Annotated in this window: 12 protein-coding genes; 5 read left to right on the plus strand and 7 right to left on the minus strand. The window is 66.9% G+C overall.

Annotated elements, in window-relative coordinates; genetic code table 11:
• Positions 1-7: 7 nt before the first annotated feature.
• Positions 8-1,447: an N-acetylmuramoyl-L-alanine amidase gene (locus N4G42_RS08400; RefSeq protein ID WP_260666840.1), complete on the minus strand. Its 1,440-nt coding sequence runs from the start codon at positions 1,445-1,447 to the stop codon at positions 8-10.
• A 6-nt stretch (positions 1,448-1,453) separates the two neighbouring features.
• Entirely contained in the window at positions 1,454-1,972 is a 519-nt protein-coding gene (gene tsaE / locus N4G42_RS08405; protein ID WP_260666841.1) for a tRNA (adenosine(37)-N6)-threonylcarbamoyltransferase complex ATPase subunit type 1 TsaE, read from the minus strand.
• Between the two features lie 12 nt (positions 1,973-1,984).
• On the opposite strand from tsaE, the gene queG reads away from it, so the two are divergent.
• Positions 1,985-3,034, plus strand: a complete 1,050-nt coding sequence (gene queG, locus N4G42_RS08410; protein ID WP_260666842.1) for a tRNA epoxyqueuosine(34) reductase QueG — start codon at positions 1,985-1,987, stop codon at positions 3,032-3,034.
• A gap of 90 nt (positions 3,035-3,124) precedes the next feature.
• On the opposite strand, the gene N4G42_RS08415 is transcribed toward queG, so the two are convergent.
• Positions 3,125-3,772 (minus strand): GDSL-type esterase/lipase family protein, encoded by a 648-nt coding sequence (locus tag N4G42_RS08415; protein WP_056743441.1) that lies wholly within the window; start codon positions 3,770-3,772, stop codon positions 3,125-3,127.
• The gene (locus tag N4G42_RS08420) at positions 3,769-4,674 is read right to left on the minus strand and encodes an AEC family transporter (protein ID WP_260666843.1); all 906 of its coding nucleotides are present in this window, start codon (positions 4,672-4,674) and stop codon (positions 3,769-3,771) included. Before N4G42_RS08420 ends, N4G42_RS08415 begins: the two co-directional genes overlap by 4 nt.
• Before the next feature lie 187 nt (positions 4,675-4,861).
• On the opposite strand from N4G42_RS08420, the gene N4G42_RS08425 reads away from it, so the two are divergent.
• From N4G42_RS08425 to N4G42_RS08440, 4 genes are all read left to right on the plus strand, one after another.
• Positions 4,862-5,827 (plus strand): tripartite tricarboxylate transporter substrate binding protein BugE, encoded by a 966-nt coding sequence (locus N4G42_RS08425; protein ID WP_056061659.1) that lies wholly within the window; start codon positions 4,862-4,864, stop codon positions 5,825-5,827.
• Between the two features lie 88 nt (positions 5,828-5,915).
• On the plus strand, positions 5,916-6,815 hold the full coding sequence (gene xerD, locus N4G42_RS08430) for a site-specific tyrosine recombinase XerD (RefSeq protein ID WP_260666844.1): 900 nt from the start codon (positions 5,916-5,918) through the stop codon (positions 6,813-6,815).
• A gap of 75 nt (positions 6,816-6,890) precedes the next feature.
• Positions 6,891-7,853 (plus strand): Bug family tripartite tricarboxylate transporter substrate binding protein, encoded by a 963-nt coding sequence (locus tag N4G42_RS08435; RefSeq protein WP_260666846.1) that lies wholly within the window; start codon positions 6,891-6,893, stop codon positions 7,851-7,853.
• A 50-nt stretch (positions 7,854-7,903) separates the two neighbouring features.
• Positions 7,904-8,887: a Bug family tripartite tricarboxylate transporter substrate binding protein gene (locus N4G42_RS08440; protein ID WP_260666847.1), complete on the plus strand. Its 984-nt coding sequence runs from the start codon at positions 7,904-7,906 to the stop codon at positions 8,885-8,887.
• Positions 8,888-8,971: 84 nt separating this feature from the next.
• On the opposite strand, the gene N4G42_RS08445 is transcribed toward N4G42_RS08440, so the two are convergent.
• The 3 genes from N4G42_RS08445 to N4G42_RS08455 all read right to left on the minus strand — a co-directional run bounded on the left by N4G42_RS08445 (position 8,972) and on the right by N4G42_RS08455 (position 12,534).
• Complete coding sequence (locus N4G42_RS08445) at positions 8,972-10,252, minus strand: EAL and HDOD domain-containing protein (protein WP_056061670.1); 1,281 nt, start codon at positions 10,250-10,252, stop codon at positions 8,972-8,974.
• A gap of 101 nt (positions 10,253-10,353) precedes the next feature.
• Positions 10,354-11,619 carry an EAL and HDOD domain-containing protein gene (locus N4G42_RS08450; RefSeq protein WP_409557811.1) on the minus strand — a complete coding sequence of 422 codons (1,266 nt, stop codon included), beginning with the start codon at positions 11,617-11,619 and terminating at the stop codon, positions 10,354-10,356.
• A 111-nt stretch (positions 11,620-11,730) separates the two neighbouring features.
• Complete coding sequence (locus N4G42_RS08455) at positions 11,731-12,534, minus strand: ferritin-like domain-containing protein (RefSeq protein ID WP_260666849.1); 804 nt, start codon at positions 12,532-12,534, stop codon at positions 11,731-11,733.
• Positions 12,535-12,541 lie beyond the last annotated feature (7 nt).

A 12,541-nucleotide genomic window follows, 5' to 3' on the forward strand; every position in this document is an offset into this window, starting at 1 on the left:
TGCCTGCCTACACCGACCGGCTGCGCGCCAGTGGCGGGTTCTTGGCGAAGTAGCGCGTGATGCCGCGCATCAGCGCGTCGGCCAGCTGCTCCTGGTAGGCGCTGCTGCGCAGGCGCTTTTCTTCTTCGGGGTTGCTGATGAAGGCGGTTTCGACCAGCACGCTCGGGATGTCAGGCGCCTTGAGCACGGCAAAGCCTGCCTGCTCCACGCGCGGCTTGTGCAGCTTGCCCACGTTGCCGATCTCCCCCAGCAGCACGGTGCCGAGCTTGAGGCTGTCGTTGATCTGCGCGGTGGTGCTCATGTCCAGCAGCGCGCGCTGCACATGCTGGTCCTTGGACTGCACGTTGATGCCGCCCACCAGGTCGGCCTGGTTCTCCTTGTTGGCCAGCCAGCGGGCGGCGGTGCTGGAGGCCCCGCCCTGGCTCAGCGCAAACACGCTGGCGCCGCGCGCCTCGGGCGTGGTGAAGGCATCGGCATGGATGGAGACGAACAGGTCGGCCTGCACGCGCCGGGCCTTTTGCACGCGGGTGCCCAGGGGCACAAAGTAATCGCCATCGCGTGTGAGGTAGGCGCGCATGGGGTTGCCGCCCACGGTGGTGGCGTTGATGCGGTCGCGCAGCAGGTGGGCCACGCGCAGCACCACGTCTTTTTCGCGGGTGCCGGAGGGGCCGATGGCGCCGGGGTCTTCGCCCCCGTGGCCAGGGTCGAGTGCCACGATGATGATGCGGTCGGTCTCGGTGGCTGTGGGACGGTTGCCAGGTCGTGAGGGCGCGGCAGGGGCGGCGCTGGGCGCGGGTGCTGCGGCCACCACGGGCGGCTGGGCTGTGGTGCCGGACTGCGCGGGGCCATTGGCGCGTTGCGCGATCAGGTCGCCCAGCGGGTCGTGCTCTGCGGCGCGGGCTGCGGCCGGTGCGGGCGACGGCGCAGGCGCGGCGGCCGGGCCGCTGGCATCGCGCAGGCGCTCGGCAATCAGTGCCTCCAGCGGGTCCACAGGCGCTGCGGGGTACAGGTCAAACACCAGCCGGTGGCGGTAGGCGGCGACGGGTGGCAGGGTGAACACCTGCGGCATGGCGGGCTGCTTGAGGTCCACCACTAGGCGCACTACACCCGGTGCGTTCTGGCCCACGCGGATGCCCGCGATGTTGGGGTCGTCGGGTTTGACCTTGGCCACCAGTTCGCGCAGCTCGGGGCTCAGGTCAATGCCCTCGATGTCCACCGCCAGGCGCGGCGGTGAGGTCACGAAGAACTGCTTGGCCACCAGCGCGCCATCGGACTCGATGGTCACCCGCGAGTATTCGGGTGCGGGCCAGACGCGCACGGCCACGATGGTGGCGCCGCGTGCAATCTGCTGTGCGCCCAGCAGCAGCACCAGGCTGCTGGCGCGCAGCACGGCACGGCGCGATGGCTGGGAAGCGGCGTGGCGGTCGGGCAGGGTGGGTTCGTTCACGGTGTCTCAGAGAGCTTGCAGCAGGCTGCGCCCCGTGGCGGTGGGGGCATGCAGCGTGACCTTCCTTTCGGTGTCATCCATTGCTTCAATGTGGATAGCAAGGTCTGCAAGCGGGGTAAGCGCTGCGGCCTTTTCCGGCCATTCTGCCACCTTGAGACCGGGGTTGGCAAAAATGTCCCTGAAACCGGCGTCTTCCCACTCGCGCGGATCGTCAAAACGGTAGAAGTCGAAGTGCCAGATCGAGAGACCCGGCGCCTCGTGGGGCTCCACCACCGCGTAGGTGGGGCTCTTGATGCGGCCCTGCACGCCCAGCGCGCGCAGCAGGTGGCGCACCAGGGTGGTCTTGCCCGCGCCCAGGTCGCCGTGCAGGGTCATAAAGGCGTTGGCCAGCAGGGGCTGGGCGGCCAGGCGCTGGGCAAAGGCGGCGGTGTCTTCCTCGCTGTGCCAGGTGAAATGGCGCGTGGCTTTGGCCGCAGCATCAGTGCCGCTTTCTACAATCTGGCCGGTATGTGGTGCAACAGTCAACTCGTTCCTCAAATGCAGGAGTGGGCCCGCGAGCTGGGATTTTCCCAAATCGGCGTGGCGGGGGTGGACTTGTCTGCGGCCGAGCCGGGTCTTGCGGCCTGGCTGGCGCAGGGGTTCCATGGTGACATGCATTACATGGCATCCCACGGCATGAAGCGCGCGCGCCCGGCCGAGCTGGTACCCGGCACTGTGAGTGTGATCACGGCGCGCATGGATTATTTGCCGCGCGATACCGCCAGGGATGCGCCCGGGGGCTGGCAGGCGGCCGAACTCTCACGCCTGCAGCGCCCGCACGAGGGCATCGTCTCCGTCTATGCCCGGGGCCGGGATTACCACAAGGTGCTGCGCGCCCGCCTGCAAAAGCTCAGCGACCGCATTGCCGAGGCCATCGGCCCGTTTGGCCACCGCGTGTTTACCGACTCTGCGCCGGTGCTGGAGGCCGAACTGGCCGCGCGCAGCGGCCAAGGTTGGCGCGGCAAGCACACGCTGGTACTCAACCGCGAGGCGGGGTCCATGTTCTTTCTGGGCGAGATTTATGTGGACATGGCGCTGCCCCAGAGCGAGCCCGTCACTCCGCACTGCGGCAGCTGCAGCGCGTGCATCGACATCTGCCCCACGCAGGCCATCGTTGCGCCGCACCGCGTTGACGCGCGGCGCTGCATCTCGTACCTCACCATCGAACACGCCGGGCCCGTCCCTGTGGAGCTACGCCCGCTGATGGGCAACCGCATCTATGGCTGCGACGACTGCCAGCTGATTTGCCCCTGGAACAAGTTTGCGCAGGTCAGCCGCCTGCCGGATTTTGACGAGCGCAAGGGCCTGTCGGGCCAGCAGCTGGTGCACCTGTTTGCGTGGGACGAAGCCACCTTTTTGCGCATGACCGAGGGCGGCCCCATCCGCCGCATCGGCCATGAGCGCTGGCTGCGCAATGTGGCCGTGGCACTGGGCAATGCGCTGCGTGCCACGGGCGATGGGGCCTTGCGCGCTGCGCTGCAGTCGCGGGCCGAGGATGCCAGCGCGCTGGTGCGGGAGCATGTGGCCTGGGCTCTGGACGCTGCTTGAGGGCGTTTCTGGAAGAAATTACCTGGTAGCGCTAGTGCAATATGCCTTGGTAGCTATCAAAATAGGAGTGATCGCCGTTGCTCCGGGTCCTCACTGCACCAGCAGCCCCGTCTGCCGCAAGGTGCCCACCAGCCCCTGGGCGAACTCCGCATATCCGGCAGCATTGGCGTGGATCTGGTCCGACCGCAACCGCTCTTGCGCCAGCACGCTCGACCAGCCTTTGGCATGCAGCGGGATCTTCAGCTCTTCGGCAATCTCTTCGTACAGCGGGTGGTCGCTCAGGCGGCCGGCAGCGGCCATGAGCGACAGCTCCGGCACAGCCACCAGCAGCACCTGGGCGCCGCTGGCCCGTGCCTCGGTGCAGATGCGCAGGATGTTGGTGCGCGCGGTGGCAGCACTCTGGCGCCGCAAAAAGTCATTACCACCAATGCCCACGATGACCAGCGCGGGCTGGTGCTGTTGCAGCAGGCCCGGCAGGCGCGCAAGCGCCTGGGCCGAGGTGTCGCCCGACACACCGCCGTTGACCACCTTCCAGCCCGTCAGGCGCGCCAGTTCGGCGGGGTAGGCGGTGTCGGCCGAGGCTCCCACGCCCGACGTGAGCGAGTCGCCCAGCGCCAGGACCGTGGCGCCTGCCGGGACGGCCTGGGCACGCGCAGGTTTGCGGCCGCAGGCGACCAGGCCGAACGCGGTGGCCAGGCTGGCGCCCAGCAGCCGCCTGCGGTTCAGGCCCCGGCTCATCGCAGCACCCCCAGCGCAAACGGCAGGCTCACAATGCCCAGCAAGGTGGACAGCGTGACCAGCCCCGCCACATACGGCCCGTTGTAGCCCATGCGCGCCGCCAGCACATAGCAGGTCGATGCCGTGGGCAAGGCTGCAAACGCCAGCAGCACGGTGGTCTGCACGGCATCGAGCCCGAACATGCGGGCCATGCCAAACGCCACCAGCGGCTGCACCAGGTGGCGGATGGCCAGTACCGACACACTCAGTGTCTTGCCCCGCGTGAGCAGACCAAACTGCAGCCCCGCGCCGGCCGCCATCAGGCCCAGCGCGAGCGACGCGGAGCTGATGCGGCTGACCGTGGGCACTGCCCATTCGGGGATCTGAAAGCCCAGCAGATTGGCCGCCAGCCCCGAGGCGGTGGCGATGATCAGCGGGTTGCGCAACAGCTCGCGCGCAAAGCTGTGCTGCCCGTGCCGGGCCATGGGCCACACCGCAGCCACATTGAACAGCGGCACACACACGCCGATCAGCACCGCGATCATCAGCAGGCCCTGAGTGCCTGCCAGCCGCTCGGCAATCGCCAGGCCAATGAAGGAGTTGAAGCGGAACGCCACCTGCGCGCTGGCCGCATGGTCGCGCACATCAATGTGCTTGCCCACCCAGGGCCAGTGCGGCAGGCTGTAGGCCAGAGCGATGCCGATCACGCCCGACAGCATGCCCGCCCCGATCAGCCCCGACGCGGCGCCAATATCCATCGGGCTTTTGACGATGGACTGGAACAGCAGCACCGGGAACAGCAGGTAGTACACCAGGCTCTCCACCGGCTGCCAGACCGAGCGGTTCAGGGCGGTGTACTGGCAGATCAGGTAGCCCAGGAAGATGAGTGAAAAGTCGGGGAGCAGGAGTTGGGCGTAGTTCACACACCGAGAATACTTGATGCATGGCAAGCTACCCGGGGGCTCCCGGCAGGCTGAATGGGGCAGGGGGACTGCCCACCCCCACTTTGTTTCTAGGGTTAGCCCTTATGTGGAATCCGCAGGGCGGTTTGGCGTGCGTTGGGCATACCATCTGCGCTGTTTGTTGTTACCCCGCACGAAGGAGATTTCCATGCATCGTCGTCAATGGCTTGCGCTGACCGTACTGGCTGCCGCAGCTGGATCGGCTGCCGCACAAGGCTACCCCAACAAGGTGATCCGGCTGGTTGTGCCCTTTGCACCCGGTGGCACCACCGACATCATTGCGCGCGTGATCGCCGAGCCCCTGGGCCGCGTGCTTGGCCAAAGCGTGATCGTGGACAACAAGGCCGGTGGCGGCGGCATTGTGGGTGCGGCCGAACTCGCCCGTGCCACGGCCGACGGCTACACGCTGGGCGTGGCCACCGTGTCCACCACCGCAGCCAATCCCGCCATCAACCCCAAGACGCCGTACAACCCGCTGACGGACTTCTCGCCCATCATCAACATTGCGGCCACCCCCAACATCATTGCGGTGAACCCCAGCTTCCCGGCCAAGGACTACAAGGCGTTTGTGGCGGAACTCAAGAAGTCGCCTGGCAAGTATTCGTACTCGTCGTCCGGCACGGGCGGCATCGGCCACCTGCAGATGGAGCTGTACAAGAACCTCTCGGGCACCTTTGTGACCCACATCCCCTACCGCGGCGCGGGCCCGGCCCTGAACGACACCGTGGCCGGCCAGGTGCCCATGATTTTTGACAACCTGCCCTCGGCGCTGCCCTTCATCAAGGAAAACCGCCTAGTGCCCATCGTCGTTGCAGCGCCCCAGCGCGTAGCGGCCCTGCCCAATGTGCCCACCTTCAAGGAACTGGGCCTGGAGCCGGTGAACCGCATGGCCTACTACGGCATCGTGGGCCCCAAGGGCCTGCCCAAGGATGTGGTGGACAAGATCAACGCCGGTGTGCGCAAGGCCCTGGAAGACCCGGCCGTGAAGAAGCGCATCGAAGACACGGGCTCGCTCGTGATCGGCAACACGCCCGAGCAGTTTGCCGAGCAGATCAAGGCCGAGTTCGCGGTCTACAAGGATGTGGTCGTCAAGCAGAAGCTGACGCTGGAATAAAAGCCACCGCCTCCGTTCCCAGCCGCCTTCGGGCGGCTTTTTTGCGCCCGTGGAGTCGAATGCCCGCGATGCATGCTATGGTTTTTGGATGCTTGCTCCCAGTCTGAACGCCATCGACACCTTTGTGGACGCCCTGTGGCTGGAAGACGGCCTGTCGCGCAACACGCTGGCCGCCTACCGGCGCGACCTGACGCTGTATGCGCAGTGGCTGGCCGACCAGCAGCCCGCCCTGGCGCTGGACGACACGGCCGAACACCACCTGCAGGCCTACTTTGCCGCCCGCCATGCGCAGACCCGTGCCACTTCGGCCAACCGGCGCCTCACGGTGTTGCGCCGCTACTTTCACTGGGCGCTGCGCGAGCGGCGCATCACCGCCGACCCCACGGTGCGGCTGCAGGCTGCGCGCCAGCCGCTGCGTGTGCCCAAGACCCTGTCGCAGGCGCAGGTGGAGACGCTGCTGAACGCGCCCGACCTGGGCAATCCCCTGGGCCTGCGCGACCGCACCATGCTGGAGCTGATGTACGCCAGCGGCCTGCGCGTGACCGAGCTGGTCACGCTCAAGACCTACCAGGTCGGCCTGAACGAAGGCGTGCTGCGCGTGATGGGCAAGGGCAGCAAGGAGCGCCTGGTGCCGTTTGGCGAAGAGGCCCGTGCCTGGCTGCAGCGCTATCTGAACGAGGCCCGCAGCGCCATCCTGGGCGGGCAGCAGACCGACGACCTGTTCGTCACCCAGCGCGGCAGCGGCATGACGCGCGTGATGTTCTGGGTCATTGTGAAGAAGTGGGCGCAGGTGGCGGGCATCACGGTGCCGTTGTCGCCCCACACGCTGCGCCACGCGTTTGCCACGCACCTGCTCAACCACGGCGCCGACCTGCGCGTGGTGCAGCTGCTGCTGGGCCATGCGGATATCTCCACCACCACCATCTACACCCACGTGGCGCGCGAGCGGCTCAAGTCCCTGCACGCGCAGCATCACCCCCGTGGATAGCGTGCAACACCACACTGGCGTGGGCTGAGCGGCGCGCCAGACCGGTTTTCCCACACCACAACCAGGAGACATTGCATGAAAAAACTCATCACCAGCGCACTGCTGCTGGGGGCTGCCACCCTGGCCATGGCGCAGGCCTGGCCTACGGCCAAGCCCATCCGCCTCATCGTGGGGTACCCGCCGGGCGGCGGCATCGACTTTGCCGCGCGCACCGTGCAGGTGCCGCTGCAGGAGCTTCTCAAGCAGCAGATCGTGGTGGACTACAAGCCCGGTGCCGGCGGCATGCTGGCGGCGACCGAGCTGACCCGGGCCGCGCCCGATGGCTACACGTTGCTGCTGGCCAATACCGGCCCGTTCGCTATCGCACCGTACTTGCAGCGCAAGATGCCGTACGACCCGCTCAAGCAGTTCAGCTACATCGGCCAGATCAGCCAGGGCAGCTACATCGCGGTCACCCGGCCGGACCACCCTGCCAAGGACCTCAAGGAATGGGTGGCATGGGCCAAGGCCAACGCTGGCAAGGTGAACTTCGCATCGGGCGGTGCGGGCACCTCCACCCACCTGAATGGCGAGCTGATGAACCAGGCGACCGGGCTGGACGTGACGCATGTGCCCTACAAAGGCAGCGCCCCGGCTGTGCAGGACTTGATCGGCGGACAGACGCAGTTGCTGATCGATGCAGGGCCGGTGCTGCTGCCGCAGGTCAAGGGCGGCAAGCTGAAGGCGCTGGCAGTGACGGGCCCGCGCCGCGACCCGCAGTTGCCCGACGTGCCAACGGTCGCTGAACTTGGGCTCGGCGGCATGGAATCCGTCGGTTTCCAGGGGCTGGTAGGCCCCGCAGGCATGCCCAAGGAGGTGGTGGACAAGCTGGCCGCCGAACTGGCCAAGGTGCTGGCACAGGCGGAGGTGAAGGCCAAGTTTGCGTCCACAGGTTCGGAGGTACATTCTCTCGGGCCCACGGAATTCTTCAGCTTTGTGAAGGGCGAGAACGACAAGTGGGCCAAGCTGATCCGCGAGCGCAAGCTCGAACTGGATTGACGGGTGGACCGGACGGCCGCCCATCGAACTCTTCTCCATTGGCTCTCACCATGAATCTGCATTTTTCTCGCCGCCGGTTGGTGGCTGCCGCTGCGGTCGCGTTGGCGGTCTCGCCCGTCGTGGCTTCGGCCCAGGCGTGGCCCGCCAAACCCATCCGCATCATCGTGGCCTACCCGGCGGGGGGCGTGAGCGACAACATCGCCCGCGCGCTGGCCGACAAGCTGGCCATTCAGCTGGGCACCCCCGTGGTCATTGAAAACAAGGCAGGCGCCAGTGGCAGCCTGGGCGTGGACGCGGTGGCCAAGGCGGCGCCCGATGGCTACACGCTGGGCTTTGCGGCGGTCAGCCCCCTGGCGCTCAATCCGCACCTGGGCAAGTCCCCTTTCGATCCGCAGAAGGACATTGCGCCCGTGGTCAGCGTGATGTATTCGCCCGTGCTGCTGCTGGGCACGCCGGCGAGCCGTGCGACCGACTTCAAGGACCTGATCGCGCGTGCGCGGGCCCAGCCCGGCACGGTGCGATGGGCCACGTCGGGGCAGGCGTCGCTGGGGCACATCATGCTGGAGCAGATCCAGTCGGTGGCCCAGGTGCAGATCACGCACATCCCCTACAAGGGCGGCGGCCAGCAGATGAACGACGCGCTGGGCGGGCAGTTTGAGGTGTTATCGACCAACGCCGGCCCGGCGGTGCTGCAGCACATTCAGGCGGGCAAGCTCAAGCCGCTGGCGGTGGGGGCCCCGGCGCGGCTGGATTCGCTGCCCCAGGTGCCCACGCTGGCCGAGCTGGGGCAGCCAGCGGCTAATCTCTCGTCCCTGTTCGGCCTCTATGCCCCGGCGCAGACGCCCAAGACGGTCATCACGCGCATCAATACTGAGGTGAACAAGGCGCTGGCGCTGCCGGACATCCGCGCCAAGCTCGATGCCACCGACAACGTGCCCACGGGTGGCACCACGGCCGAGTTCGCGCGCCAGATCGCGCTGGAGTCCGAGAACAACGCGCGCATCATCCGCGCGGCGGGCATCCAGGGCAACTGATCGTGTGCAGGGGTTGAAGCCCCCGAAACGCCACAGGCCCTGTCAAAGCAGGGCCTGCGGGCTTTTTGGGGGGGAAGAGCGGGGCTATTCTTCGTTCAGGCTCTCGGCCCAGGTCAGTGCCTGCAGGTGGGCCCAGTTCACCTGGCGGTTGGACAGGTGCAGCGCATCGGCGTTCTTGGCAAAGGCCACTTCATCGCCGCTTTCGCAGGCCTTGGTCAGTTCCAGGAACGGGGCAAACACACCGGTGCCGCGCAGCAGGGCGTCCATCACGGGTTCGGGCAGGGCCACGGACTCCAGCGCCTTTTCGAGCGGCACGCCCAGCATGGTGTCCAGCAGCGAGAACACGCCCACGACGAAGGCGTTGTCGCATTCTTCGGGCGGCAGCAGCTCGGCGGCTAGCAGCTCCATCAGGCGGCCGCGCACCACGGCAGTCTGGCCCACGGCCGGTGGCGCTCCACCCGCACGCGAGGTGGTCATCAAGAGGGCCGCCCAGCGGAACAGCTTTTTCAGCCCCAGGATCATCACCGCGTGGCGGAACGAGGTGATCTCGCACGACAGGCCAAAACCCGACGAGTTGATGAAACGCAGCAGGTTGAAAGACAGGGTGGGGTCTTTCTTGAGCAGGTCTTCGATCTCCGCCGTGCTGGCCTGTTTGCGCACGAGGTTGATGAGCTGGATGATGGTGGCCTGCGAGGGGCGGATGGTGGTGGCCTTGACCAGCGAGGGATGCGCAAACCAGTAGCCCTGGAACAGCTTGACGCCCAGATCGCGCATCAGCTCGTATTGCGCAGCCGTTTCGACCTTTTCGGCCACCAGCGTGGCCTTGCTGTGGGTGGTGGCAAATTTGACCAGGGGGGCCGCCAGCTCGGGCTTGAAGGCCTGCATGTCCAGCTTGATGAACGCCGCCATCGGCAGCCAGCTGGTGTAGGCGCGCTTGAGGGCCTGCTGGTCAAACGCGAGGCGAAAGCCACGTGTGCGCAACGCCTCCAGCGTGGGAACGCGGCCTTCGATTTCTTCGGGGGTGGCGCTGTCGGGCAGCGGTGGCACCTCCAGCACCACCTTTTCGGGGTGGATCAGCTCCAGGTGGCCGCCCGAGAGGCTGTCATGCGTGCAGTTGATGAACACCGTCTTCTTGCCGACCAGGGCCTCGGTGCCCGCGTAGGACAGGGCATTGAACAGCAGGGCTGCATCGCTGGCGGCGGTGTGTGAGTCGGACGCGGTGGAGCGGTCGAACAGCTCGTAGCCATAGACCGCGCGGCTTTCGTCCACGATGGCCTGGCGCGCAATGATGGCAAGGTTCTCGTCCACGGGATCGACCACAGGCGCTGCGGCGTCCGGGGTGTCTTGTTCGGGTGTGCTCGACATGGGGTCCACTGAAATGAAGGGCTGACGATCATTCTAGACCGCCGGGCGTTGGCAGAGAACCAAAGTCTGACCAGGGGCCGCCAGCGTGGCGGCGGTACCCGTCAGTCGCTGATGTGGTCTGCCCAGGCCAGCGCCTGCAGGTGGGCAAAGTTGATCTGCTGGCTGGTCAGGTGCAGCAGGCCGGCAGCGCGGTCAAACACGGCGTCGTCGCTGGACTCACAGGCCTCGGCCAGGGTCAGCAGGTCACCCAGGAAGCCTTCGCGCCGCAGCAGCGCGGCCGCCACGGGTTCGGGCACGTTGAGCAGGCCAATGGCCGACTCCATGGGCATGGAGAGCATCACATCCAGCAACGAGAAGATGCCCACCACAAAGGCCTGGTCGGCTTCCTCGGGGGGCAGTGTCTCCAGTGCCAGCAGCTCCATCAGGCGCCCGCGCACCACGGCGGTGTGGCCCACCGACGACGGCGTGCCGTTGTTGCGCGACGCGGTCAGCAGAAGCGCCGCCCAGCGGAACAGCTTTTTCAGGCCCATGAGCATCACGGCCTGGCGGAAGGAGGTGATCTCGCGCGACAGGCCAAAGCCGGCGGAGTTGATGAGGCGCATCAGGTTGAAGGCCAGGCCCGCATCCTTCTTGAGCACCTCTTCGATCTCGTCGGTGCTGGCCTGTTTGCGCACCTGGTTGATCAGCTCGATGATGCTGGCCTGCGACGGCGTGAGCAGCTTGGTCTCGACCAGGGCTGGGCGGGCAAACCAGTAACCCTGGAACAGCTGCACTCCCTGGCTGGACACCATGTCGTACTGCTGGGCCGTCTCCACCTTCTCGGCGATCAGTTCGGCCTTGCAGTGGCGGCCCGCGTAGCTGATCAGCACCGCGAGCTGGTCGGGCGCCAGCACCGACAGGTCCAGCTTGATGTAGTCCGCCAGGGGCAGCCACGGCGCATACGCCGACTGCAGCACCGTGTGGTTGAAGGCCAGGTGAAAGCCCCGGTCGCGCAGCTCGGTCAGGATGGGCAGGCGCGTGGCGACCTCTTCGGCGGCCGCATGGCCCAGGGGCGGAATCTCCAGCACCACCTTGTCGGGGTCCACCAGCTCCAGGTGGCCGCCCGACAGGCTTTCATGGGTGCAGTTGACGAAGATCAGCTTCTTGCCCACCAGCTCCTCGGTGCCGGCGTGCGACAGGGCGGTGAACACCAGGATCACGTCGGTGGCGGCCGTGTGGGCGGCGCCGCTGCGCGAGCGGTTGAACAGCTCGTAGCCCACCACCACCTGTTGCGCGTTCACGATGGCTTGGCGCGCAATCATGGCGACCGACGATTGGTTGCCCGACGGTGGCGCGGGCGGTGTGCCAGGGGTGAAGGCTTGGGTCATGGGCGTGGGCTTGGTGTTCTTGAAAGAGGGTGCGCTGGCCCGCTGGGGGCATCGCCAAGAATTGTAGGAGCCATCGTATTCCCCTCAGATCGTCAACACATGGCTTGGTGATTAGGCCTGCTGCAGCCAGCGCAGCTCGGCGTCGCTGAAACCGGCGCTGCGTCGCGCCGACTCATTGAACGGTGGCTTCAGTCGGGGGGCTTCGTACCGCTGCACCAGCGTGCCGTAGAGGGATTCCGGGTCCTGGCCCGCGCGCTCGCACAGCCAGCGGTACCAGTGGTTGCCGATGGCGACATGCCCCACCTCGTCATGCAGGATCACGTCCAGGATGGCAACGGCGGCCAGGGCGTCGGGCGTGCCCACTTGGCGCAGCTTGGCCTGGATCTGCGGTGTGGCGTCGAGCCCCCGGGCTTCCAGCGTGCGAGGCACCAGGGCCATGCGGGCCAGCACGTCGTGCCGGGTTTTCTCGCACATGGTCCACAGCCCCTGGTGGGCCGGGAAGTCCCCATAGTCGTGGCCCTGGCTGCGCAGGTGGTTGCGCAGCAGCCTGAAGTGCTTGGCCTCTTCGGCCGCCACGCGCATCCAATCCTGGTAGTAGGTGTGGGGCATACCGTCAAAGCGCCACACGGCGTCCAGCGCCAGGTTGATGGCGTTGAACTCGATGTGGGCGATGGCGTGGATGAGAATGGCCCGGCCCTCGGGGGTGGCGGGCGACCGGCGGGCCACCTGGGTGTGGCGCAGCAGTTCGGGGCGCTCGGGACGGCCGGGCAGGGCGTCCGGGTCGGTGGGGGCCGAAGGGGCAGTATCTGCTATCGAAAGCGTAGCTGATTGGGCATACAGGTCTAGCGCTGCAGCCGCTTTTTGTTCGGGGTCTGCCAGGCACAAGACCTGCAGTGCACGGTGGCGAAGCTCCATCCTTACA

The sequence above is a fragment of the Acidovorax sp. K2F genome, from assembly GCF_025246485.1.
Classification (GTDB): Bacteria; Pseudomonadota; Gammaproteobacteria; order Burkholderiales; family Burkholderiaceae_C; genus Acidovorax; species Acidovorax delafieldii.